The 22,180-nt window shown below is 70.1% G+C and carries 19 protein-coding genes and 10 pseudogenes; 21 read left to right on the forward strand and 8 right to left on the reverse strand.

The genetic code is table 11. The annotated features are described in order from the left end of the window. The first annotated feature begins 19 nt into the window (after positions 1 to 19). The 8 genes and pseudogenes from glmS to QQK48_RS11015 all read left to right on the forward strand — a co-directional run bounded on the left by glmS (position 20) and on the right by QQK48_RS11015 (position 4,962). Positions 20 to 1,889: pseudogene (glmS, locus tag QQK48_RS10985) on the forward strand (glutamine--fructose-6-phosphate transaminase (isomerizing)). Next, positions 1,889 to 2,248, forward strand: a complete 360-nt coding sequence (locus QQK48_RS10990; RefSeq protein ID WP_284328476.1) for a holo-ACP synthase — start codon at positions 1,889 to 1,891, stop codon at positions 2,246 to 2,248. The pseudogene glmS and the gene QQK48_RS10990 overlap by 1 nt, the downstream one beginning before the upstream one ends. Beyond that, the gene (alr, locus tag QQK48_RS10995) at positions 2,245 to 3,354 is read left to right on the forward strand and encodes an alanine racemase (protein WP_284328477.1); all 1,110 of its coding nucleotides are present in this window, start codon (positions 2,245 to 2,247) and stop codon (positions 3,352 to 3,354) included. Before QQK48_RS10990 ends, alr begins: the two co-directional genes overlap by 4 nt. Then, positions 3,351 to 3,701, forward strand: a complete 351-nt coding sequence (gene tsaE / locus QQK48_RS11000) for a tRNA (adenosine(37)-N6)-threonylcarbamoyltransferase complex ATPase subunit type 1 TsaE (RefSeq protein ID WP_431308334.1) — start codon at positions 3,351 to 3,353, stop codon at positions 3,699 to 3,701. Before alr ends, tsaE begins: the two co-directional genes overlap by 4 nt. Next, positions 3,673 to 3,849, forward strand: a complete 177-nt coding sequence (locus tag QQK48_RS21800; RefSeq protein ID WP_431308335.1) for a hypothetical protein — start codon at positions 3,673 to 3,675, stop codon at positions 3,847 to 3,849. The genes tsaE and QQK48_RS21800 overlap by 29 nt, the downstream gene beginning before the upstream one ends. Before the next feature lie 9 nt (positions 3,850 to 3,858). Further along, the gene (locus tag QQK48_RS11005; protein WP_284328478.1) at positions 3,859 to 4,026 is read left to right on the forward strand and encodes a hypothetical protein; all 168 of its coding nucleotides are present in this window, start codon (positions 3,859 to 3,861) and stop codon (positions 4,024 to 4,026) included. After that, on the forward strand, positions 3,998 to 4,474 hold the full coding sequence (tsaB, locus tag QQK48_RS11010) for a tRNA (adenosine(37)-N6)-threonylcarbamoyltransferase complex dimerization subunit type 1 TsaB (RefSeq protein WP_284328479.1): 477 nt from the start codon (positions 3,998 to 4,000) through the stop codon (positions 4,472 to 4,474). Before QQK48_RS11005 ends, tsaB begins: the two co-directional genes overlap by 29 nt. 5 nt (positions 4,475 to 4,479) lie before the next feature. After that, the gene (locus QQK48_RS11015; protein WP_284328480.1) at positions 4,480 to 4,962 is read left to right on the forward strand and encodes a GNAT family N-acetyltransferase; all 483 of its coding nucleotides are present in this window, start codon (positions 4,480 to 4,482) and stop codon (positions 4,960 to 4,962) included. Positions 4,963 to 4,990: 28 nt separating this feature from the next. Here the strand turns inward: QQK48_RS11015 and QQK48_RS11020 are convergent, their stop codons facing one another. Then, positions 4,991 to 5,944, reverse strand: coding sequence for a malonic semialdehyde reductase (locus QQK48_RS11020; RefSeq protein WP_284328481.1), 954 nt, complete (start codon positions 5,942 to 5,944; stop codon positions 4,991 to 4,993). Between the two features lie 103 nt (positions 5,945 to 6,047). Between QQK48_RS11020 and tsaD the strand changes: the two are divergent. From tsaD to QQK48_RS11035, 3 genes and pseudogenes are all read left to right on the forward strand, one after another. Further along, positions 6,048 to 7,089: pseudogene (gene tsaD, locus QQK48_RS11025) on the forward strand (tRNA (adenosine(37)-N6)-threonylcarbamoyltransferase complex transferase subunit TsaD). Positions 7,090 to 7,094: 5 nt separating this feature from the next. Next, entirely contained in the window at positions 7,095 to 7,844 is a 750-nt protein-coding gene (locus QQK48_RS11030) for a glycoside hydrolase family 3 N-terminal domain-containing protein (protein WP_284328482.1), read from the forward strand. Further along, on the forward strand, positions 7,771 to 8,775 hold the full coding sequence (locus tag QQK48_RS11035) for a glycoside hydrolase family 3 N-terminal domain-containing protein (RefSeq protein WP_284328483.1): 1,005 nt from the start codon (positions 7,771 to 7,773) through the stop codon (positions 8,773 to 8,775). The genes QQK48_RS11030 and QQK48_RS11035 overlap by 74 nt, the downstream gene beginning before the upstream one ends. A gap of 188 nt (positions 8,776 to 8,963) precedes the next feature. On the opposite strand, the gene QQK48_RS11040 is transcribed toward QQK48_RS11035, so the two are convergent. Further along, positions 8,964 to 9,839 (reverse strand): ArgP/LysG family DNA-binding transcriptional regulator, encoded by an 876-nt coding sequence (locus QQK48_RS11040; protein ID WP_284328484.1) that lies wholly within the window; start codon positions 9,837 to 9,839, stop codon positions 8,964 to 8,966. A gap of 70 nt (positions 9,840 to 9,909) precedes the next feature. On the opposite strand from QQK48_RS11040, the pseudogene QQK48_RS11045 reads away from it, so the two are divergent. Both QQK48_RS11045 and QQK48_RS11050 read left to right on the forward strand, forming a co-directional pair. Next, a pseudogene (locus tag QQK48_RS11045) lies at positions 9,910 to 10,516 on the forward strand (LysE/ArgO family amino acid transporter). A gap of 39 nt (positions 10,517 to 10,555) precedes the next feature. Next, positions 10,556 to 11,059, forward strand: a complete 504-nt coding sequence (locus QQK48_RS11050) for a hypothetical protein (RefSeq protein WP_284328485.1) — start codon at positions 10,556 to 10,558, stop codon at positions 11,057 to 11,059. Positions 11,060 to 11,065: 6 nt separating this feature from the next. Here the strand turns inward: QQK48_RS11050 and QQK48_RS11055 are convergent, their stop codons facing one another. Then, a complete protein-coding gene (locus tag QQK48_RS11055; protein ID WP_348523591.1) occupies positions 11,066 to 12,235 on the reverse strand; it encodes a THUMP-like domain-containing protein in 1,170 nt (389 codons plus the stop codon). Between the two features lie 202 nt (positions 12,236 to 12,437). Here QQK48_RS11055 and groES point away from each other — a divergent pair. Beyond that, a pseudogene (groES, locus tag QQK48_RS11060) lies at positions 12,438 to 12,732 on the forward strand (co-chaperone GroES). An 80-nt stretch (positions 12,733 to 12,812) separates the two neighbouring features. Here groES and QQK48_RS11065 read toward each other — a convergent pair. Then, positions 12,813 to 13,085: pseudogene (locus tag QQK48_RS11065) on the reverse strand (WhiB family transcriptional regulator); the annotation flags it as partial. 296 nt (positions 13,086 to 13,381) lie between these two features. On the opposite strand from QQK48_RS11065, the pseudogene guaB reads away from it, so the two are divergent. From guaB to QQK48_RS11075, 3 genes and pseudogenes are all read left to right on the forward strand, one after another. Further along, a pseudogene (guaB, locus tag QQK48_RS11070) lies at positions 13,382 to 14,901 on the forward strand (IMP dehydrogenase). A gap of 6 nt (positions 14,902 to 14,907) precedes the next feature. Continuing rightward, positions 14,908 to 15,036 (forward strand): annotated as a pseudogene (locus QQK48_RS21805) (sulfite exporter TauE/SafE family protein); the annotation flags it as partial. Continuing rightward, positions 14,990 to 15,721: a TSUP family transporter gene (locus tag QQK48_RS11075; RefSeq protein ID WP_284329377.1), complete on the forward strand. Its 732-nt coding sequence runs from the start codon at positions 14,990 to 14,992 to the stop codon at positions 15,719 to 15,721. The pseudogene QQK48_RS21805 and the gene QQK48_RS11075, both read left to right, overlap by 47 nt. 118 nt (positions 15,722 to 15,839) lie before the next feature. Here QQK48_RS11075 and QQK48_RS11080 read toward each other — a convergent pair whose 3' ends face one another. The 4 genes and pseudogenes from QQK48_RS11080 to QQK48_RS11095 all read right to left on the reverse strand — a co-directional run bounded on the left by QQK48_RS11080 (position 15,840) and on the right by QQK48_RS11095 (position 17,876). Further along, positions 15,840 to 16,274: a Glu/Leu/Phe/Val family dehydrogenase gene (locus tag QQK48_RS11080; protein ID WP_284329378.1), complete on the reverse strand. Its 435-nt coding sequence runs from the start codon at positions 16,272 to 16,274 to the stop codon at positions 15,840 to 15,842. Then, positions 16,189 to 16,626, reverse strand: a complete 438-nt coding sequence (locus QQK48_RS19945) for a hypothetical protein (RefSeq protein WP_348523784.1) — start codon at positions 16,624 to 16,626, stop codon at positions 16,189 to 16,191. Before QQK48_RS19945 ends, QQK48_RS11080 begins: the two co-directional genes overlap by 86 nt. Positions 16,627 to 16,664: 38 nt before the next feature. After that, a pseudogene (locus QQK48_RS11090) lies at positions 16,665 to 17,000 on the reverse strand (Glu/Leu/Phe/Val dehydrogenase dimerization domain-containing protein); the annotation flags it as partial. 174 nt (positions 17,001 to 17,174) lie between these two features. Then, complete coding sequence (locus QQK48_RS11095; RefSeq protein ID WP_284328486.1) at positions 17,175 to 17,876, reverse strand: exonuclease domain-containing protein; 702 nt, start codon at positions 17,874 to 17,876, stop codon at positions 17,175 to 17,177. A 127-nt stretch (positions 17,877 to 18,003) separates the two neighbouring features. Here QQK48_RS11095 and QQK48_RS11100 point away from each other — a divergent pair. From QQK48_RS11100 to QQK48_RS11115, 4 genes and pseudogenes are all read left to right on the forward strand, one after another. Next, positions 18,004 to 19,110 (forward strand): annotated as a pseudogene (locus QQK48_RS11100) (GuaB3 family IMP dehydrogenase-related protein). Between the two features lie 354 nt (positions 19,111 to 19,464). After that, entirely contained in the window at positions 19,465 to 20,004 is a 540-nt protein-coding gene (locus QQK48_RS11105) for a hypothetical protein (protein WP_284328487.1), read from the forward strand. A 49-nt stretch (positions 20,005 to 20,053) separates the two neighbouring features. Further along, positions 20,054 to 20,960, forward strand: a pseudogene (locus QQK48_RS11110) (ABC transporter ATP-binding protein). Between the two features lie 570 nt (positions 20,961 to 21,530). Beyond that, a complete protein-coding gene (locus QQK48_RS11115; protein WP_284329380.1) occupies positions 21,531 to 22,178 on the forward strand; it encodes an ABC transporter permease in 648 nt (215 codons plus the stop codon). Positions 22,179 to 22,180 lie beyond the last annotated feature (2 nt).

A 22,180-nucleotide genomic window follows, 5' to 3' on the forward strand; every position in this document is an offset into this window, starting at 1 on the left:
CCACCGTAGACTCCTGCCTATGTGTGGAATCGTCGGATACGTGGGCGCCGGCGCGGCGGATGAGCGCGCGCAGGGCGTTGTCATGGGCGGCCTCGCCCGACTTGAGTACCGGGGTTACGACTCGGCGGGTATTGCGCTCGTCGCCGACGACCTCGAACGCGTCGCCACCGCGAAGAAGGCGGGCAAGCTCGAACGCCTCGCCACCGCGATCGCCGAAACGCCGCTGCCCGCCGCATCGGCCGCCATCGGGCACACGCGGTGGGCGACGCACGGCGCGCCCACGGACGCGAACGCACACCCCCACCTCGCGCTCGGTGGCCGCATCGCGATCATCCACAACGGCATCATCGAAAACCATGGCGAACTGCGTAACGAGCCTCGCGGCTCAGGGGATCGACTTCATCTCCGACACCGACACCGAGGTAGCCGGCCACCTGCTGGGTTCGCTCGTCGCCTCGGGGCTGAGCCTCGCGGACGCGATGCGGGCCGCCGCCCGTCGCCTCGAGGGCGCCTTCACGCTCCTTGCCGTGGACTCCGAGCAGCCTCACGTCGTGGTCGGAGCGCGCCGCAACTCCCCGCTCGTCGTGGGACTGGGGGAGGGGAGAACTTCCTCGGCTCCGACGTGGTGGCGTTCATCGAGCACACCCGCACCGCGCTCGAGCCTGGGCCAGGACGAGGTCGTCGAGATCACCCCCGAGGCGGTCATCGTCACCGACGCTCACGGCGCCGTGATCGAGCGCGAGCCGTACCACGTGGACTGGGACGCGGCCGCTGCCGAAAAGGGCGGTTTCGCCACCTTCATGGAGAAGGAGATCTACGACCAGCCCGCGGCGGTGGCCGACACGTTGCGCGGCCGCCTCGACGACCGTGGTCGCCTCAAGCTCGACGAGGGCATGGTGGACGAGTACATCCTCAAGTCCATCGACAAGATCATCATCATCGCGTGCGGCACCGCCTCCTACGCGGGCCAGGTGGCGCGCTACGCGATCGAGCACTGGACCCGCATCCCCGTCGAGGTCGAGCTCTCGCACGAGTTCCGCTACCGCGACCCGATCGTGTCCGTGAAGACCCTCGTGGTCGCCGTGAGCCAGTCGGGCGAGACGATGGATACGATCATGGCGGTCCGCCACGCGCAGCAGCAGGGCGCCACCGTCATCGGCATCGTCAACGCGCAGGGCTCCACCATCGCGCGCGAGGCCGATGCGGTGCTGTACACCCGCGCCGGCCCCGAGATCGCGGTGGCCTCCACCAAGGCATTCCTCGCGCAGATCACCGCCGGGTACCTGCTCGGCATCTACCTTGCCGAGCCTGCGGGGCAACAAGTTCCCCGACGAGATCGACGCACTCCTGGCGGAGCTCGACGCCATCCCCGCCAAGATTCAGCGGGTCCTCGACACCTCGGAGCCCATCCGTGAGGTGGCGCGCTCGATGGCGAATGAGCGGACCGTCCTGTTCCTCGGCAGGCACGTGGGCTTCCCCGTGGCACTGGAAGGCGCGCTGAAGCTCAAGGAACTCGCGTACATCCACGCCGAGGGCTTCGCGGCAGGCGAGCCTCAAGCACGGCCCCATCGCCCTGGTGGAGCAGGACCAGCCCGTCTTCGTCGTGGTGCCGAGCCCGCGTGGACGCGAGTCGCTGCACTCGAAGGTGCTGTCCAACGTGCAGGAGGTGCGTGCGCGCGGTGCGAGGACCCTCGTCATCGCCGAGGAGGGCGACGTCGTCGCCGCCGACCACGCCGCCCACACGTTCTTTGTGCCGAGCGCACCCGTGCTCATGACGCCGCTGTTGTCCGTCATCCCGCTGCAGATCTTCGCTCACGAGCCTGGCGAGCGCCAAGGGCTACGACGTCGACCAGCCCCGCAACCTGGCAAAGTCCGTCACGGTCGAGTGATGGCCGTCCTGGGGCTCGGCATCGACGTGGTCGAGATCGCGCGCTTCGAGGCCACCATCGAGCGCTCGCCATCCTTCGTGGAGCGAGTGTTCACCCCCGGCGAGCGCACGCTCGGCACGCGGTCGCTGGCGGCACGCTGGGCCGCCAAGGAGGCGCTCGCGAAGGCTCTCGGCGCCCCCGCGGGACTCCACTGGCATGACGCGGAGGTGCTGCGTGAGGAGTCCGGGCGGCCCGTGATGACGATGCGTGGCACAGTCGCGGCGCGCGCACACGAGTTGGGCATCACGCACCTCCACCTGTCCCTGTCGCACGATGCGGGTATCGCCTCCGCGGTGGTGGTCGCGGAAGGAGAACGATGAGCGCCCTGGAGATCACCGTCGACTACGACGCGATCACCCATAACGTTGAGGTCCTGCGTGGCATGGCCGAGGGGGCAGCCGTGATGGCTGTCGTCAAGGCCGACGCCTATGGGCACGGGCTGGTGCCCGCCGCCGCTGCTGCGCGTGCGGGGGTGCGGCCTGGCTCGGCGTTGCCCAGCCGGGCGAGGCGCTCGAGCCTGCGAGCGGCTGGCGACTCAGGGCGCATCTTCACCTGGTTGTTCGGCACCGAGGTCCCCGCGAGGGCCCTCATCGCCGCAGACGTCGACATGTCGGTGTCGTCGCCTGAGGTCCTGGGCGCGATCATCGCCGCCGCCCGCGACCTCACACTTCCCGCGCGGGTTCACCTGGCGATCGACACCGGTCTGGGACGCGAGGGCGTCACCCTTCCCGCGCTGCCGGGCCTCGTGGATCTCGCGCTCGCGGCCCAGGCCGAGGGACTCGTCCGGATCGTCGGCGCGTGGACGCACCTCGCGTGGGCCGACCAGCCGGGGCACGAGACCATCGACGTCCAGGCCGACAACTTCCGCAGCGCGCTGATGCTCCTCGGGGAGCGCGGCGTGGAACTCGAGGTGCGCCACATCGCCAACTCCGCGTGCACCCTCACGCGCCCCGAGCCTGCACTTCGACCTGGTGCGCCCCGGCATCGCGATGTACGGGCTCCCTCCCATTCCCGATCCCGACGGGCACGACTTTGGCCTGCGCCCCGCGATGGCGGTGCGCTCGCGGGTGGTGCTCGTGAAGGACGTGCCCGCCGGCCAGGGGTGAGTTACGCCCACCAGTACGTGACGCCGTACCCGACCACGCTGGGACTCATCAGCGCCGGGTATGCGGACGGCGTCTACCGAGCGGCGGGCAACCGTGCCGAGGTGGAGATCCGTGGGCGCCGCTACACGATCGCCGGGCGCGTCTGCATGGACCAGTTCGTCGTTGATCTTGGCCCTGCGACGGAGGTGCGCGAGGGAGATGTGGCGACCCTCATCGGCCCCGACGGCCCCACCGCGACGCACTGGGCCGAGGCCGCCGACACCATCAACTACGAGGTCGTGTGCCGCTTCGGTGGGCTGCGACCCAAGGAGAGCGCATGATTGACGCGACCGTCACGATTCCCGATGCCGAGGCGATGCGCGCCTTCGCCGCCAGGCAGGTCGCACCGCTCCTTCGCCCCGGCGACCTGCTCATCCTGAGCGGTGACCTCGGCGCGGGAAAGACCACGTTCACGCAGGGCCTCGGCGAGGCCATCGGCGTGCGCGGCCCTGTCGCTAGCCCCACGTTTATCATCGCGCGGACCCATCCGTCCGAGGTGGGCGGGCCCGGACTGATCCACGTCGATGCGTATCGCCTTGGCTCGCTCGCCGAGGCTCGACGACCTCGACCTCGACTCGACCCTGGAGGACTCCATCACCGTGGTCGAGTGGGGCGAGGACAAGGCTGAGCAGCTTGCCGAGGATCGCCTCCACCTGACCCTCACGCGCGAGCGCGGGGGCGACGTCGACCTGGCGAACCCCGACGTGGGCGTGCGTGAGGTTCGCGTCATCGGGCATGGTCCGCGCTGGTCGGACGTCACGCTTGACGCGAACTAGGCTTTTGCCGTGATCCTTGCCATCGACACCTCCGCCTCCGTGTCCGTCGCGCTGACCGACGAGACCGCAGACACTGTCCTCGCCGAGCGAGCGGAGTTCGCCCCGCGCGGCCACGCCGAGCCTGCTCAGCGGCTTCGTGGAGCACGTGATGGCCGATGCAGGGGCCACCGGTGCTGACGTGTCGCGGATTGTGGTGGGGACGGGTCCCGCACCCTTTACGGGCCTGCGTGTGGGCCTTGTCACCGCTCGCACCCTCGGCTTCGCCTGGGGCGTGCCCGTGCATGGCGTCTGCTCGCTCGATGCACTGGCAGCGGCGCACGGCTCGGAGGTGACTGTGGTCGCCGATGCTCGCCGCAAGGAGGTCTACTGGGCCACCTACCGTGACGGCGTGCGGCTCGACGGCCCGCAGGTCACGGCGCCCGCCGACGTCGTTGCTTCCGGCGCGGTCATCGGCCGTGGAGCCCTGCTGTACCCCGAGGTGTTCCCCGCCGCCGAGGGTGGAGACGTCGACCCCACGTGGCTGGCACGCTGCGCGGTCCGTGCCCTCGCCGCAGGCGACGCGAACCTCCCGGTGGAGCCGATGTACCTGCGCCGCCCCGACGTCCACGGCGTCCCCGGCGCCTGAGCACCATGTTTGACGCGGACACCACGCCCGAGGATGCGGGCCTGGTGTCCCTGCGTGACCTCACCGAGGCGGATCTGGATTGGGTGGCGCAGCGAGAGATCGAGATCTTCGGCCTCTCGGCCTGGTCGCCGTCCCTCATTCGCGAGGACTTCCTCCACGGCTTTTCGCGATGGCGAGGGGTGGAGGTGGACGGGGTGCTTGCGGGCTATGCCGTGTACGGGTTCGAGGGCGACGCGTTCCACCTCATGAACCTCGCGATCGCCCCGGAGGCACGCAGGCGCGGACTCGCGCGCGTCGTCATGGGCGACTTTCTCGCCGAGGCGAGGCGGCTGAGCGCGCCCGATGCGTGGCTGGAGGTCGCGACGACCAATGCCGCCGCGCTCGCTCTGTATCGCGACCACGGCTTCGAGGATGTGCGTGTGCGGCCCCGGTATTACCAGCCCGAGGGGCTTGACGCCCTCGTCATGCGGCTCAGGCTGCGCGACTAGCGGGAGAGCGGGTCGGCTGATCCGCGCATCAGCGGGGCGCGAGCCGTCCGGTGCGGCGCAGCCACATCTCCATGGGAAGGGTGGTGAGCGGCGGGACGGCGGCCACGAGCGCAAGGAGCGTCACGCCGAGACCCCAGCGCAGGCGCACGGCGGCGATCACCGTCACCGCGGCGTAAGCCAGGAAGGCGATGCCGTGCAGCGGGCCGAAGACGGTGACACCGATCTCGGTGGTCTGGGGCCCGTACTTGACTCCCATACCGATGAGTAGCCCGGTCCAGGTGATCGCCTCCACGAGGGCGAGGATCGCGTACGCGCGGCCGATGCCCGTGAGGCGCGCGCGGGCGGTGTCGCCCGGCGCGGTGGCGCCGGCCGTCATGCCTCGCGCACCGCGGCATCGGCGCCGATGCGGCCCTTGCGCTCGCCCGCACCGTGCTCCTGCGCGGGGTGACCCACCAGCAGAAGCAGGCTCCGAGCGCCATGAAGCGTCGGCAAAGAGTGCCGCATCGAGCGCGGCGCGGTCGAACCCTCCGACGGGGCGCACCGCGAGCCCCGCGGCACGGAGCCCCAGGATGAGGTAGCCCGTCTGCAGCATGGTGTTGGTGTGCGAGAACCGGGTGCGAGTCTCGGGGTCCGCCTCGAAGCGCGCCGCGGCCGTCTCGGAACCACCCGTGATGCCGAAGGTCTCGTGGAAGCGCTCGTCGCGCGCGGCCACCAGCACCAGCGGGGCAGCGGCGATCTTGTCGCGGTTGCCCGCGGCGGCGGCGTCGAGGACGGCGGCCCGCGCGGTGTCGGAGGTGGCGGCGAGGACGCGCAGCGGCACCGTATTGTTCGCGGTGGGTCCCCATTTGATGAGGTCCCAGACGTCGCGCACGGTCTCCATGGCGACCGGCCGGTCCGCGAACACCAGGTTCGAGCGGGCATCGGTGAAGAGGATCGCGCGCGCGGCGGCATCGATCGCAAAGTTGGTGGACATGTCAACCATCTTCTCATCGTCATGCGGATCCCTGTGACTCGCGTCAGGCGGTACACGACGAGAATCCCGCCGCGGGGGTCCGGGGTGACGGGCGGCAACTAGACTCCATGACGTGGATCCGTTGGTACTGGGCATCGAGAGCACGTGCGACGAGACGGGCGTAGCGCTCGTCCAAGGCACCGATCTGTTGGTTGACGTCACCGCGTCGTCGATGGATGAGCATGCGCGCTTCGGCGGCATCGTCCCCGAGGTCGCCTCGCGCGCACACCTTGAAGCCTTCGTTCCCACGCTCGAGGAGGCGCTCAGCCGCGCGGGCAAGACCCTGAGCGACGTCGACGCGATCGCCGTGGCCGCAGGCCCCGGGCTGGTCGGCTCCCTCACCGTGGGCAACGCCGCCGCCAAGTCCCTCGCCGTCGCGCTAGGCAAGCCGCTGCACGGGGTCAACCACGTCATCGGCCACGCCGCCGTCGACGAACTGGTCCACGGCGAGTTTCCCGAGAAGGTCATGGCGCTCGTGGTCTCCGGGGGTCACACGTCGCTGCTGAAGATCGACGACGTTGCCACCCAGGTCACCGAACTGGGCCACACCCTCGACGACGCCGCTGGCGAGGCCTTCGACAAGGTGGGCCGCCTGCTCGAGCTTCCGTACCCCGGCGGCCCGCACATTGACCGCCTTGCCCGCGAAGGTGACCCCACCGCCATCCCGTTCCCTCGCGCGCTCACGGCCCCCAAGTTCCAGGAGAAGCACGCCTACGACTTCTCGTTCTCGGGCCTCAAGACCGCGGTGGCCAGGTGGGTCGAGCGCGAGCGCGACGCCGGCCGCGAGATTCCCGTCAACGATGTCGCCGCGTCCTTTGCCGATGCGGTGGCTGATGTCCTCGTGATGAAGACCCTGAATGCGTGCCGCGAACACGGGATCGACACCCTCGTCGTCGGCGGCGGTTTCTCCGCCAACTCGCAGCCTGCGCGAGATGGCGACCAGGCGTGGTGAGGAGGCCGGGATCGACGTGCGCATCCCGCCCATCCGTTACTGCACGGACAACGGCGCCATGATTGCGGCCCTCGGCTCCGCCGCGGTACGCCGTGGCCTCGCGCCGTCGAGCCTCGGCTACGGCGTCGACTCGTCGATGCCGCTGACGCGAGTGGTGGCCTAGGGGGCGTGCGCTCCCTGCTTGGGCCCGTCGCGGCCCTCGGCGCAGCCACGCTTGCCTGGTGGGGCATCGGCTCGCTCGGGCCTGTCGTCGACCCCGCGCAGACCCTGGTGGCCGATGCCGTCGCGGCCGTCGCTTCCGCCTCGCCCACTGCGACCCCACAGGCGGCCGATGCTCCTGTCGCGGACGGCGCCGACGTCATCGGCGCCGTGAACGCGCCGACGGCGGTCGCCGCCGCGGCCCCTGGTGAGCCCCTGGTCACGGTGACCCCTCATCGGCCCGCCTGGAACCCCACCCGTGCGGAGCGTGAGGCGGCGCTCGCCGAGGCGCGCGCGCTGCCGCTCGAGGAAGCGGCCGGGCGGGTCATCGTCGCGTCCTGGTCATCCACGGATGAGGCGGCGCTTGGCGCGCTCGTGAGCGACCTCAGCCTCGGCGGAGTCATCCTCATGGAAGGTCACGGCGACGCCGACGCCGTCGCCCGCCTCACCGCCGCCGCGAACGCCGCGATGCCCCGCGACTGGGGCGCGATGATCGGCGTCGACGAGGAAGGCGGCATCGTGTCGCGCCTCGGCGGCGTCATCCCGACGCTGCCGGGCTTCATGGCGGCAGGGGCGGCAGCGTCCGCGGACGTCACCGCCGCCTACGAGCACCAGGCCGCGGGCCTCGCGGAGCCTGGGGTTCACGATGGACTTCGCCCCCGTCGCGGACGTCACCACCGGAGTGACCGACCCCACGATTCGTTCCCGATCCGCAGGTGACTCGGCCACCCGCGTTGCCGACACCGTCATCGCGGCCGTCGACGGCTATCTCGCCTCAGGAATCGTTCCCGTCGTCAAACACTTCCCTGGGCACGGCTCGGTCTCCACCGACTCCCATGCCGCAATCCCCACGCAGTCGGCGTCGATCGCGGCTCTCAGTGCGCGTGACCTGGTGCCCTTCCAGGAGGCCATCGACGCGGGCGCGCCGGCCGTGATGATGGGGCACATCGCCGTCGAAGCATGGGGCAATCTGCCAGCGACGCTTGACCCGCAGGCCTATGCCTACCTGCGCGACGAGATGGGGTTCACGGGGCTCGCTGTCACGGACGCGCTCAACATGGGTGCGGTGGCCTCGGTGCCGGGCGACGCGGCCGTCGCCGCGCTCGCGGCCGGAGCCGACGTCCTCCTCATGCCTGCGGACCCGCGAGCGGCGCGGGATGCCATCGTGGACGCCATCCGCGATGGTGACGTGCCGCGCTCCCGGCTCGACGACGCGCTCAGTCGCGTCATCCTCGCCGGACGCTGGCAGGGTTCGTTGGACGGCGCCGGCTCGGGAGGCAAGGCCGCTGGCGGTGGCGTGGCGGCTGGCGGCACGGCGTCCGGTGGCGCGGCGAGGCTCTGCGCGAGACTTCGCCGTGGCCGGGGCCAGCCTGGCCGCGAAGCACTGCGGCGCGGTGCTGGTGGGCGACTCCGTGACACTCGCGGGAGGCACGGACGGGGATCGCGCGCGGCTCGCGGCGGCGCTGACCCAGCGTGGCGTCACCGTCGGCAGCGGTGGCACCAGGGTGATGCTCCTGGGGACGGACACCGGTACGGGCGTGGGCGACGTGGTGGTCGCGCTGGCGGGACCCTGGGGTCTCGAGGGCTCGAAGGCGGACGCCTACCTGGGGCTTTACGGGCGTTCCGCTCCCGCGATGGCTGCGCTCGCTGACATTCTCACTGGCGCGGCGTCGGCGCGGGGGGACTGGCCGGTGTCGCTGGACTTACCCGCACCCGACTGCCGGTAGCGACGAGCAGGGCGCCGTCCGCACCACAATCTTGTTGCGCAACGCCGCGGGCGGTCGACCGGCAACGGGCCGCCAGTGACGTGGGCAGGATTTTGTGGTGCGCGCGGCGGCCCTACGTGGCTGGCTCGAGGGCGGTGCGGGCCGCGGCCGCCACCTCGGCTGCAATGTCTGCGAGCGTCGCCGAGTGCGTGCGCCATTGCTGCCAGTACAGCGTCACCGCGACGGGCTCCCCGCCAAGGTCCACCAGGTCCAGACCCTGGCGTTGGGCATCGGGCAACATGGCCCACCCCAGGCCGAGCGCGATAGCGCGTGCAAACTCCGTCGAGGACGGCACGTAATGCCGCGGGGGCGCGCTGGGCTCAATGCCGCGGCCGTCGAGATAGCGGCTTTGGAGGGTGTCGCGCCTGTCGAAGTCGAGGACGGGGGCGGCACGCAGCGCCTCGGCCGTCGCCCCGTCGGGGAACCACCGCGCGGCGAACTCGGGTGCCGCCACCGCACGGTAGCGCAGCCGTCCCAACGCGGTGACGGTGCAGCCGGGGACCGGCGCGGCGACCGTGGTGACCGCGGCGGTCACGGTGCCATCAGCAAGCAGGGCGGTGGTGTGTCCCTCATCCTCGCGGTGCAGGTCGAGGAGCACGCCGTGGCGGGTAGCCACGGTCGCGAGGGCGGGCAGGATCCAGGTGGCGAGGGAGTCCGCGTTGACGGCGAGGGCCACCGTGGGGTGCCCCGCTTCGACGCCGATGCGGCCCGCGAGGTCCGCGTCGAGGTGCGCCACCTGCCGCGCGTAGCGCACCACCTGTTCGCCCGCGGCGGTCGCTCGCACCGGGCGTGAGCGGACGAGCAACACCTGGCCCGTGAGCCGCTCGAGGGTCGCAAGCCGCTGGCTCACCGCGGACTGGGTCAGGTGGAGCCTGCGCGCAGCGGCGTCGAGGGTGCCTTCCTCGACCGCGACGGCGAGCGTGTGGGCAAGGTCGACGGGAACCTTCATGAAGTCAGGCTAAGGCAACTCAAGAAATCCTTGGTGGTGCTTATGAGTCCGCGCCATTAGCGTCGCGGTCATGACCTTCCTCGCGGGCCTGGGGCTCGGGCTCTCGCTGATCGCGGCCATCGGCGCTCAGAACGTCTTTGTGTTGCGTCAGGGGATGCGGCGCGAGCACGTGGTGGTCGTGGTGCTCGTCTGCGCGCTGTCCGACGCGATTCTCATCACGGCAGGGACGGCAGGGCTCGGCGCGCTGATCTCGGCCCACTCCTGGATCGAGACCGTCGCACGTCTGGGGGAGCCGCCTTCCTCGCCACGTACGGACTGCTCGCGGCGCGCCGCGCCTGGGTGGGCGGTGAGGAGGGGCTCGATGCCGACGCGGCCCGCCGGGGTGGCGTGGGGCCTCGCGCCGTCGCGCTCACCACGCTTGCGATCACCTGGCTCAACCCGCACGTCTATCTGGACACGGTGGTGCTGCTGGGCTCCGTGGCCGGCACCTACGGCGACGCGCGGTGGCTCTTCGCGGCGGGCGCCATCGTTGGCTCGTTCGTGTGGTTCACGGCGCTTGGCTATGGTGCACGTCTCCTGTCGGGCGTGCTGTCGCGTCCGGGGCCTGGCGGGTGCTGGATGCGGGTGTCGCGGTCGTGATGCTGGCGCTGGCCGTCGCGCTCCTGTGGGGTGCCTGACCCGGCGCTGCGACGGCAGGCGCCCCTAGCATGGGGCCCATGACACGGCTCAGCGACGACGACGTGGCGCGGCTGCGCGAGCGCTACGCGACCGGAGAGCGTCAGGCCGACCTCGCGGTCGCGTTCGGCGTGTCCCAGACCTCCGTCTCCGCGCTCGTGACGGGCAGGACACGGGCCGATGCAGGCGGCCCGCTCGCGCAGGCTCCGGCCAAGCCGCCTCGCGCGTCGCGGAGCACGCAGGCGTCGCCACGCGTCAGGCTCACGGACGAGGTGGTGGCGCAGGTGCGCCGGCGCGTGGGTGAGGGGGAGGCGCGAGCCGAGGTGGCATCGGGCCTGGGCATCTCGAAGGCGAGCGTCGATTCGATCATGGCCGGGCGTCGCGGTGGCTCGACGGCTGGGCGGGCCGGTGCGCTCGATGTCGCCGCCAGGGCGCGCGTTCGCGCCGCGCACGCCGCCGGGCAGTCGCAGAGCTCCATCGCGCGGGAGATGGGCACCAGCCAGCAGATGGTGAGCAAGGTGCTGCGCGCCGCCCAGGAGCGCTAACGTTCCTCAAGCGGGTGGGCGAGGAGTGCGAGGCGCCGGCCCGCCACGCGCGTGAGAATGACCGTCAGGCGCTCGTCGCCCTTGAGCCTTCAACTGCGGTCGCAGTTGCTCCGGCGTGATGTCGACTCCGCGCTTCTTGATATCGACGGTGCCCACACCACGAGCTCGCAGTGCCGAGGCGATCGCCTTGGCCTTGAGGGGAACCGTGTCGAGCACCCGGTAGCCGCGCGCGAAGGGCGTCTCCGCCGCTGCATCGGTGGTGAGGTAGGCGATCGTCGGGTCCACCAGATGGCCGCCGATGCGCGCCGCGACCTCGGCGACGAGACCCGCCCTGATGACGGCGCCGTCGGGCTCGTAGAGGTACTCGCCGAGGTTGCCGGCCTCGGCCTGGGCGGTCGAGCCCGTCAGGCGATGCGCGTCGCCCGAGCGAAGCACCAGCGCCGCGTGACCAGGCGCCGATGCGAGCGGGCCGTGCCACAGCGCCGCCTCCACCACCGCGCCGTCGACGGAGACCCACTCGGCCTCGGCATCGGCAGGCACGGCGTCGTGGGGGATCGCGGGCCCCACCTTGATGCCAAGCGCCGGGTGAGTCGCCCTGAGCGCCAGCACGTCATCGAGCGCGGGGGAGTAGTCCTTCGGGTCGTGGCGGCGCCCGCGCGCGGTCCGTCTGGCGGGGTCGGCGAACAGGGCGTCGACGTCGAGGCGCGCGGCGATCTCCATGGAGTCGGCGTGCACCACGCGAGCATGGTCCCAGTGGCGGAGGTTGTGGTCGGCCAGGAGGGCGGTCGCCTCGTCGCGTTCGATGGCGGTGACATCGATGCCGAGGGCCGCGAACGCCATCGCATCGGCGCCGATACCCGACGTCAGGTCGGCGACCGACCCCAGCCCCGCGTCACGAAAGCGCGCAGCGTGGCGGGCGGCCACCTCCAGGCGCGTGGCCTGCTCCAGCCCATCCTGGGTGAGGAGCATGCCTCCGGCAAAGTCCCCGAACTTGGCCCGAGCAGCCGTCCTGAGTCGCGACTGAGTGAGGGCCGCGGCAACGAGTGCAGGCTCCACGCCCTGGGCCCGCATCGACTCGCCGATGCCGAGCGAGAGCCGCTCGTCGTAGGGCGGTAGTGCATCGACCAGCGCGATACCGTCCGGAGACGTCAGCAAGCGGGCGGTGGCGGTATCCATGCCCCGATCCTTCCACGCCCCGGTTCGCGGGCGGTGAACACCCGGAGAACGGTTAGCACTCGAGGGGGTGAGTGCTAAATTGGGATCGTTCCGGCAACGGGACACGTGGCCTCCATCGGCCGTTCTGACCCCCGCGACGGCAGGTCGGACGAGGAGCCGCGATACACACATCTGTCATGGATCATGGAAGGTGAGGTCCGCTGTGTCGGTCTCTATCAAGCCTCTTGAGGACAAGGTCGTGGTGAAGCCCTCTGCCGCCGAGCAGACCACCGCGTCCGGCCTCGTCATCCCCGACACCGCCAAGGAGAAGCCCCAGGAGGGCGTCGTCCTTGCGGTGGGACCCGGTCGCGTCGACGACAACGGCAACCGCATCCCGGTTGACGTCGCGGTGGGTGACAAGGTCATCTACTCGAAGTACGGCGGCACCGAGGTGAAGTACGGCGGCGAGGAGCCTGCTGATCCTCTCGGCGCGCGACCTGCTCGGCGTCGTGCAGTAATCGCACTCGCGCACGCGAAGGGCCCCGGACCACTGGTCCGGGGCCCTTCCTGCTGTACGGGCTAGGCTTGCCTGCTTGAGACGGCCGGCGAGCATGGCGTGACGCTCGTCCTCGCTCATGCCTCCCCACACGCCGAACGGCTCGCGCGCGTCGAGCGAGCGCTCGCGGCACATATCGAGGACCGGGCAACGTGCGCAGTACTGCTTGGCGGCCTCCGCGCGACGCCTTCGCGCCGCACCTCGCTCGCCCTCAGGGTGAAAGAAAAGGTCCGGGTCGGCCTCGCGGCACGCACCCTCGTACTGCCATTCCCACTGGTCCTGCGTCGGCGCAGGCAGCCTTGCAATCGATTCCATGGCGCGCTCCTATCTCCCATCGAGACTGGCCGCGACTCGTCGTTGAGTCACAGTCCGTCGGTGTTCACACAGACCGGCCCAGAGGCCACCACCGGGGTGGGGGCCTCGGCCCGACAACGCCATCTAGACACATTCATACCTGGAAGAACACTGTTTGGCTAGCCCCTTTTGTCCAGTTCACCGAGTGTTTCTCCGGGCGCCCCACGTCGGTGTCCGGGGCGGTGTCGAGGGCGATCCCGGGGTGGCGGAATAGGGCGCCTGGGAGCCGTTCGCTCACGTCGGCGCACCCACGTAGAATCTGGCCATGGCGCCCGAGGCTCAACGATCCTTTCGCCTTCACTGGCCTGACCTACGACGACGTCCTCCTCCTCCCCGGACAGAGCGACGTCATTCCCTCCGAGGTCGACACCTCGACCCGCCTCACCCGCGACATCCGCATCGCCACCCCGCTTCTGAGCGCGGCGATGGACACCGTCACCGAGGCCAGGATGGCCATCGCCATGGCCCGCCAGGGTGGCATCGGCGTACTGCACCGCAACCTGTCCATTGAGGACCAGGCGCACCAGGTCGAGATCGTGAAGCGCTCGGAGTCCGGCATGATCACCGACCCCGTCACCGTGGGTCCCGAGGCGACACTCACCGAGCCTCGACGCCCTGTGCGGCAAGTACCGCGTCTCCGGCCTCCCCGTGGTCGACGAGGACCGGCGCCTGCTCGGCATCATCACCAACCGCGACCTTCGCTTCGTCGACCACGCCGAGTACGACTCGCTCAAGGTCCGCGAGGCCATGACACCCATGCCGCTCATCACGGCCACCGAGGGCATTTCGAATGACGAGGCTGCCGACCTTCTCGCCAAGCACAAGGTCGAGAAGGCTTCCGCTGGTGGACGCCGATGGCCGCCTCACGGGCCTCATCACCGTCAAGGACTTCGTCAAAACCGAGCGCTATCCCAAGGCCACCAAGGACGAGCAGGGACGTCTGCGCGTCGCGGCCGCCGTCGGCTTCTTCGGTGACGCCTGGGAACGCGCCGTTGCGCTGGTCGAGGCAGGGGTTGACGCCCTGGTCGTCGACACCGCTCACGGTCACGCGCAGGCCATGATCGACATGATCAAGCGCCTGAAGTCCGACCCGGCGACCAGCCACGTGCAGGTCATCGGCGGCAACGTCGCGACCCGCGAGGGCGCGCAGGCTCTCGTCGACGCGGGCGTCGACGCCGTCAAGGTGGGCGTGGGCCCCGGCTCGATCTGCACCACTCGCGTGGTGGCAGGCGTGGGTGTTCCCCAGATCACCGCCGTGTGGCAGGCCTACCAGGCCGCCGGTCCCGCGGGCGTGCCCGTCATCGCCGATGGTGGACTTCAGTACTCGGGCGACATCGCCAAGGCGATGGTCGCCGGTGCGGAGTCCGTCATGATCGGTTCGCTGTTCGCAGGCTGTGCCGAGGCGCCCGGTGACCTGGTGCTCGTGGGCGGCAAGCAGTACAAGTCGTACCGCGGCATGGGATCGCTCGGCGCGATGGCGTCGCGTGGACGCGTCTCGTACTCCAAGGACCGCTACTTCCAGGCCGATGCCCCGAGCGACGACGACATCATCCCCGAGGGCATCGAGGGTCGCGTGCCGTTCAAGGGTTCGCTGCACAACGTCGCCCGCCGCCTGGTGGGTGGCCTGGGGCAGTCGATGTTCTACGTCGGGGCGCGGACCATCGACGAACTGCGTTCGCGTGGCAAGTTTGTGCGCATCACGGCGGCGGGCCTCAAGGAGAGCCACCCGCACGACATCCAGATGACGGTCGAGGCGCCTAACTACCAGGGACGGTAACCCCGGGTGGAGACCACCTGGCGCCTGCTCGCGGTTCTCGGAATCGTCGCGCTGCTCGCCGGGTGCCTCGACACCCTCGCCGGTGGGGGTGGGCTCATCACCGTGCCCGCACTGTTGCTCGCGGGGGTGCCGCCGTTGCAGGCGCTCGGCACCAACAAGCCTGCAGGGCACTGCGGGGACGTTCATGGCGACCACGCAGGTGATTCGGCGTCACGGGGTGCGCCTTGCCGATGTCAGGCGGCCCATGCTGTGGGCATTCCTCGGGTCTGCGGCAGGGTCGGTGGCGATCCTGTTCGTCTCGACGGATGCGCTCGAGGTGGTCATCCCCGTGGTGCTCGCGCTCATCGCCGCGTACTTCCTGTTCGTGCCCAAGTCGCATGAGCCGCCGCCCGCACCTCGCATCGAGGACCGCACCTACGAGGCGGCGGTGGTACCGGTGATCGGCGCCTACGACGGCGCGTTTGGACCAGGCACCGGTTCGCTCTTCGCCCTGTCTGGAGTGGCGCTGCGTGCGCTGCCGCTGAGGCGCGCGACTGCGGTGGCGAAGACCCTCAACTTCGCGACCAACGTCGCCTCGCTGCTGGTGTTCGCGCTCGCGGGCAAGATGATCTGGGCGATCGGCGCCGTGATGATCGTCGGCCAGGCTCATCGGCGCGTACATCGGCTCGCACATCCTGTTGCGCGTGAACCCGCTGGTGCTGCGCGTGCTGATCGTCGTGGTCTCGGTGGGCATGCTGATCCGCGTCCTGGCCTCCTGAACCGCCCACACTCCCTCCTGGAGATCCGTTTGGCCCACACCTGTGACGGGTGTGCTCGGTGAGGTCGGTGTGACGTGCTCATTGTGCACACCGTGCACATGGGTCACAGGCGTGGGCCAATCGAACGGGAGCCAACAGATGTCTTCGGGCGGAGCGGGGAAGAGCAGGGACGGGCGCGGGTCAGGGGTAGAGGCCGCGGAGGTCGTGTGCCTCGATGACGCGCCTCACCGCCAACGCCGTGGCCGCCTCGCGATAGGTGATGCGGTGCGCGCCCGCATGCTCGACGACGGCGTGCCAGGCGTTCGTCATGCGCTCCGCGAGCCTGTCGTTTACCTCGGATTCGCGCCACTGGTACGCCTGATTCGACTGGACCCACTCGAAGTAGGACACGATCACACCGCCCGCATTCGCAAGGATGTCGGGCACCACCAGCACGTCCCTGTCGGTGAGGATCTCGTCGGCCGCCTGCGTGGTGGGACCGTTGGCGCCCTCCACCACGATGCTCGCCCTGACCTGCGCGGCGTTGTCTTCAGTGATGACGCCCTCCAGGGCCGCGGGCACCAACACGTCCACGTCGAGCGTGAGCAGCGCGTCGCGGTCCAGGCTCGTCGGCACGCTCGAATCCGCGCACGGATCCCGTGGCGTCGACGTGGGCCGCGAGGCCCGTGACGTCGAGGCCTCGCTCATTGATGACGGCCCCGTCGACATCGGACACGGCGACCACCGTGACGCCCGCCTCCTGCAGGAAGCGAGCGGCGTCGCGGCCCACCTTGCCGAACCCCTGGACGGCGGCCGATGTCCTCGCAGGGTCGAGCCCCTGCTCGCCATGGCGAGCAGGGCCACGTGCGCGACGCCGCGGGAGGTGGCGCTGGCGCGGCCGAGTGAGCCGCCGAGCGCAATCGGCTTGCCCGTCACGACGCCGGGCACGGTGTGGCCCTTCGACGCCGAGTAGGTGTCCATGATCCACGCCATCGTCCGCTCGTCGGTGCCGATGTCCGGCGCCGGGATGTCCATGTCGGGCCCGATGATGGGCAGGATCTCGGAGGTGTAGCGGCGGGTGACGCGTTCGAGTTCGCCGAGCGAGTGCTCGCGCGGCTCGATGGCCACACCGCCCTTGGCACCGCCGTAGGGGACGTCGACGAGTGCGCACTTCCAGGTCATCCACATCGCAAGCGCGCGCACTTCGTCGAGGTCCACGGCGGTGGAGAAGCGCAGGCCGCCCTTGGCGGGACCGCGCGAGAAGTTGTGTTGGACGCGAAATCCCTCGTAGACGGCGATCGAGCCGTCGTCGCGGCGCAGCGGTACGGCCACCGCCATCTCCCGCCGGGATGTGGCGAGCATGCGGTGCACGCCCTCGCTGACGTCGAGCCTGCGCCACTGCTTGGGCGAGCCTGTGCCTTCGCGTCGTCGAGCGGGCCCCGGGTCAGGGTCGCCTCGGCGCTGATGGATGGGTTCATCCGGGCCTCCTCGTTGAGTCCCTTCCGACTCTAGCCCCGGGAAGAACCCGTCAGACGCTCACCGGCCACTCGGGTCGCGGAAGGTCGTCCGTGCGTCCCTTGGAGCGCAGCCACGACGCGAACTCCGTCGCCCACACGCGATGAGCCTCGACCTGCTGGCCCTGGAGGTCAGCGAGCTCCACCTCGCCCAGCGCGCGGTGCTTCGCGGCCATGGCGGGCAAAAGATCAAGGGTGGCGGCCACGTCTGCATCAGCGGCGTGAAGGTCGTCGGCGACCACCGCGACGCCGTAGTGCTCGCACATGTTGAGGAGCCTTGCGGGGGCCACGTCGGTAGCGGTCGAGGTGGCGATCGAGCACCAGCGGATCGACCACCGGTGCCACTTCGCCGCCGGGCAGGCGCGAGGCGAGCGACGGCAGGCCGTGGCGAGCGAGCCTCGCTTTCCAGGATGGACAGGTCGAACTGTGCGTTGAACGCGACGAGCGGGAACCCGGCACCCATGGCGGCGGCGAGGATCGACGCGATCTCCTCGAGCGCGGTGGACGGCTGCACGCCGTGCTTGCGGGCATGTGCGGTGGTGATGCCATGCACCTCGGTGGCGCGCGCGGGAATCTCGACGCCGGGGTCGATCAGCCACGTGCGCGCGGTGGTCTCGCCGCCGGTGCGCGTGAGGATCGCGGCGGTCACGATGCGGTCATGCGCCGTGGACACTCCGGTCGTTTCGGTGTCGAAGCCCACCATGGTCTCGTCGAGCCAAGTCATGGTAACACTCTCCCACGCGGTGCCGACATCGCCTGGCGACTCCACGCATCGGCCCGCCGCAGGCCGATGCCAGGCACGCGGGGCTCCCGCGCCCGATAGGCTGGGGCGGTGAGCCTACGAGACCGAAATCGGACGCGGCAAGCGGGGGCGCCGCGCCTACTCCTTCGACGACATCGCGGTGGTGCCCTCGCGCCGTACCCGCGACCCGCAGCAGGTGTCGCTGAACTGGCAGATCGATGCCTTCCAGTTCGACATCCCCGTGATCGCCGCACCTATGGACTCCGTGATGAGTCCCGCGACCGCGATCGCGCTGGGTCGCTTCGGCGGGCTCGGCGTCCTCGACCTCGAGGGGCTGTGGACGCGCTACGAGGACCCGACGCCGCTGCTTGAGGAGATTGCGCAGGCTCGACGGCATCGCCGCCACGGCCCGCATGCAGGAGATCTACCGCGAGCCGGTCAAGGGCGAGCTCATCGCAGAGCGCCTGCGCGAGATCCGCGCCGCCGACGTCACCGTCGCTGGCGCGCTCAGCCCTCAGCGCACCCAGGAACACTACGAGACGGTCCTGAAGGCGGGCGTCGACCTGTTCGTGATCCGCGGCACCACGGTGTCCGCCGAGCATGTCTCGCCCGAGGTGGAGCCACTCAACCTCAAGAAGTTCATCTACGACCTCGACGTGCCCGTCATCGTCGGTGGAGCCTCGACCTACCAGGCGGGCCTGCACCTCATGCGGACCGGTGCCGCGGGTGTGCTCGTGGGCTTCGGTGGCGGTTCGGCGCAGCGGACCCGCGCCACGCTCGGCATCCACGCGCCGATGGCGACCGCGGTGTCCGACGTCGCCGCCGCGCGTCGCGACTACCTCGACGAGTCAGGTGGCCGCTACGTGCACGTCATCGCCGACGGCGGCCTCGGTCGCTCGGGTGACCTGGTCAAGGCCTTCGCCTGTGGCGCCGATGCCGTCATGCTCGGCGCCGCCCTCGCGCGTTCCGAGGAGGCCCCCGGCCGCGGGTACCACTGGGGCCAGGAGGCTTACCACTCCGAGCGCCTCGCGGCGAGCGTGTCGAGGTCGGCACCGTGGCGCCTCTCGAGGAGATCCTCCACGGACCCGGCCACCTCGCCGACGGCACCACCAACATCATGGGTGCCCTGCGGCGTTCGATGGCCACCACGGGCTACTCGGACCTCAAGGAATTCCAGCGCATCGACGTGGTGGTGTCGCCCTACCACCCCTCCTGATCGCTGCGCTCAGGCGTGTGGCCGATGCGGTGTCAACCACCGCATCGGCCACACGCCTTTGCTGTGCCTACACCCCGCTGACAGGTCATTCGCGCAGGAGATGCTGTCCTCGCGACAGGTCGTGCGACGTCGCGGCCGCGGCGCAGCGCGCGACCATACGCTGACGGCCGCACCCTCGTGACGCCCCGCAGGCATCCCGCCGCGGGGTGAGGCGAGGCCTGATCAAGGCGGCCACCATGTTCCGAAAGATTCTTCGTCCGTGGAAGCGGTTCGCCGAGCGCCGGCCCGAGACCGCACAGTTCATCGTCTTCATGGGCGTGAACACGGCGATGACGGTCCTGCAGGCTCGTGCTGATGCCGGTGCTGAAGGCCGGGTTCAACGGCACCGATCTTGTCGACGTCAACATGCAGGTCATGCCGATCGGCGACACGTTCGTGTTCGACTACCCGGCGGGGGCGCTGCCCGATGGTGGCGGCGGGCTCGCGTACTTCCTGGCCGTCCAGGTCACGATCGCCGTCGCCCAGACCATCAACTTCTTCCTGCAGCGCAACGTCACCTTCAAGTCGAACACCAACCCGTGGCGCGCCGCCGCCTGGTACGTGGTGGCGTACGTGGTGATCACGTTTGTCGCCGCGGTCGCCCAGGGCTTCTACAAGACCCCCATCTACGACCTGTTCATCGACACGTGGGGGCTGGGGGCGACGGGCGAGACCCTTGGTGACCTCACCACGATGCTCATCAACGCCGGCATCTCGGTCCTCGTCTTCTACCCGATCTTCAAGGTCATCTTCCGGCGTGAGCCCGAGGACGGCGACGATGACGGTCACGCCATCGGGCCAGGCGGCGCCGCGCAGGGCACATCGTCCGCGGGGATGACGACAGCCAGCATTTGACCTGGCTAGGCTCGTTCGGTCCCCTCGCCACCCTCACCAGGAGACCCCTGTGCCCGATCTTCACCTGGAACATCTCTCCAAGTCGTACGGCGACTTGCGCGCCCTCGACGACGTCTCGTTTAGCGTCGCCGGAGGCGAACTCTTCGGCTTCGTTGGCTCGAATGGCGCCGGCAAGACCACCACGATGCGCATCATCCTTGGCGTGCTGCGGCCCGATGCGGGCGTCGTCACGTGGAATGGCAAGCCCGTCGATCTCGAGGTGCGCCGCCACATCGGCTACATGCCGGAGGAGCGCGGCCTCTACCCTCGCATGAAGGTGGGGGAGCAGCCTACTTATCTGGCCCGGCTGCACGGCCTGAGCGAGCGCGACGCGACCTCCGCCATGGAGCACTGGACCGAGGTGCTCGGGGTCGAGCAGCGTCGCGGCGATGAGGTGGACAAGTTGTCGCTGGGCAACCAGCAGCGCGTGCAGGCTCGCCTCCGCGCTGGTGCACGGGCCGGAGATTCTGGTCCTCGACGAGCCGTTCTCGGGTCTCGACCCGGTCGCCGTCGGCGTCATGAGCGAGGTGCTGCGCGACCGCGCGGCGGCGGGGGTGCCCGTCATCTTCTCCTCGCACCAGTTGGAGCTCGTGGAGCGGCTGTGCGACCGCGTGGGCATCGTCCGCTCGGGGCGGCTCGTGGCCCAGGGCACCATCGACGAGTTGCGCGCCACCGACCGGCCCCTGTGGGAGATTTCCGGTTCCCTGCCTGCTGGATGGGAGGCGGGCGTCGCTGCGGTCACCGTGACGCAGGAAGGACCCGGCGCGTGGCGCGTTGAGGCGGCGTCGGCCGAGGCAGCCCAGGCGGGCCTCGCCGCGGCCATGAAGTCCGGCACCGTCACATCGTTCGCCCCCGTGCGGCCCAGCCTCACGGAACTGTTCCAGGATGTGGTGAGCGCTCCGGAGGAGGCAGCATGAACACCGTGTGGCTGATCGCGCGGCGCGAGTTCCGCGTCCGCACCCTGTCCAAGGCGAGCATCATCTCGTCCGCCATCATGATCGCGGTGATCGTGATCGGCGCCATCGTCGCCAAGCCCTTCCTCGCCGATGACGGTGAGCCCGCCGTGGTGCAGGTGGACACCGCCACGGCCGCGGCGCTCGTGCCGTACCTGGACGCCACCGCCCAGGCGCAGGACGCGGACTACGTCTTCGAGGAGGCCAACGCGCCGGCGGAGCCCGCACTGGGCGAGGATGTCTCCGCGCTGGTGGTGGGCCCCGTCGAGTCGCCCACGCTGTACGTCGAGGACGGGGACGACACTCTCGCAGGCATCCTGCAGGCGGCGACCCAGGCCGCCGTGCTCGACGCTCAGGTCACCGCGCTTGGCGGCGACCCGGCCGCGGTATCGACGGCGCTCGCGGCGTCCGTCCCCACCGTCGAGCTCCTGGGCGACGGCAGCAGCAGCTTCGACTCCGGCGAGTTCTTCGCGGGCTTCGTGGTGATCCTGATCCTGTTCTTTGTGCTGATTCAGAGCCTCGTCGGTCATCATGATGGGCGTGGTCGAGGAGAAGTCCTCGCGGGTCGTGGAGATCCTGCTGGCCACCGTGCGCCCCGCGATCCTGCTCGGCGGCAAGGTGCTTGGCGTGGGGCTGTACGCGCTGGTTCAGGCGGCCGCGATGATCGTGCCGCTGCTGTTTGCGTCCTGGTACCTGGGGCTCCTGGGTGATCTGTCGATCGGCGTGGGCGCGCTCCTGACGAACTTCAGCATCTGGTTCGTGCTCGGTTTCGCGCTGTTCACCGTGTTCTTCGGCGGACTCGCGGCTCTCGTGTCACGCCAGGAGGACATCGGCGCGGTCACCACGCCCATGATGCTGCTGATGATGGTGCCGCTGTACCTCGCGATCTACCTGGTCCCCAGCGATCCCGACGGCCCGCTTACCTCGGTCTTGACGCAGGTGCCTTTCTTCGCGCCCTTCATGGTGCCGATGCGGGCTGCGTTCGGCGCCATCGCCCCGTGGGAGACCGCGCTCGCGATCGGCCTGTGCGTCATCGCGATCCCCGTTCTGGTGTGGGTGGCCGGCCGCGTCTACGCGGGCGCGGTCCTCAACACCGGAGGACGCATGAAGCCTGCGCGACGCGTTCGCGCGAGGTTAGGCGGCGCTAGGCGCCACACGAGCGAGGGGCCGATGCCGTGGTGACC

Origin of the sequence: Demequina litorisediminis (assembly GCF_030161615.1) — a bacterium.
Classification (GTDB): Bacteria; Actinomycetota; Actinomycetes; order Actinomycetales; family Demequinaceae; genus Demequina; species Demequina litorisediminis.

Coding starts and splice junctions, on each gene's coding strand:
- QQK48_RS10990 (WP_284328476.1), top strand. CDS start 1,889: ATGGCCGTCCTGGGGCTCGGCATCGACGTGGTCGAGATCGCGCGCTTC.
- alr (WP_284328477.1), top strand. CDS start 2,245: ATGAGCGCCCTGGAGATCACCGTCGACTACGACGCGATCACCCATAAC.
- tsaE (WP_431308334.1), top strand. CDS start 3,351: ATGATTGACGCGACCGTCACGATTCCCGATGCCGAGGCGATGCGCGCC.
- tsaB (WP_284328479.1), top strand. CDS start 3,998: ATGGCCGATGCAGGGGCCACCGGTGCTGACGTGTCGCGGATTGTGGTG.
- QQK48_RS11015 (WP_284328480.1), top strand. CDS start 4,480: ATGTTTGACGCGGACACCACGCCCGAGGATGCGGGCCTGGTGTCCCTG.
- QQK48_RS11020 (WP_284328481.1), bottom strand. CDS start 5,944: ATGGTTGACATGTCCACCAACTTTGCGATCGATGCCGCCGCGCGCGCG.
- QQK48_RS11035 (WP_284328483.1), top strand. CDS start 7,771: ATGGACTTCGCCCCCGTCGCGGACGTCACCACCGGAGTGACCGACCCC.
- QQK48_RS11040 (WP_284328484.1), bottom strand. CDS start 9,839: ATGAAGGTTCCCGTCGACCTTGCCCACACGCTCGCCGTCGCGGTCGAG.
- QQK48_RS11050 (WP_284328485.1), top strand. CDS start 10,556: ATGACACGGCTCAGCGACGACGACGTGGCGCGGCTGCGCGAGCGCTAC.
- QQK48_RS11055 (WP_348523591.1), bottom strand. CDS start 12,235: ATGGATACCGCCACCGCCCGCTTGCTGACGTCTCCGGACGGTATCGCG.
- QQK48_RS11095 (WP_284328486.1), bottom strand. CDS start 17,876: ATGACTTGGCTCGACGAGACCATGGTGGGCTTCGACACCGAAACGACC.
- QQK48_RS11105 (WP_284328487.1), top strand. CDS start 19,465: ATGCCGGTGCTGAAGGCCGGGTTCAACGGCACCGATCTTGTCGACGTC.
- QQK48_RS11115 (WP_284329380.1), top strand. CDS start 21,531: ATGGGCGTGGTCGAGGAGAAGTCCTCGCGGGTCGTGGAGATCCTGCTG.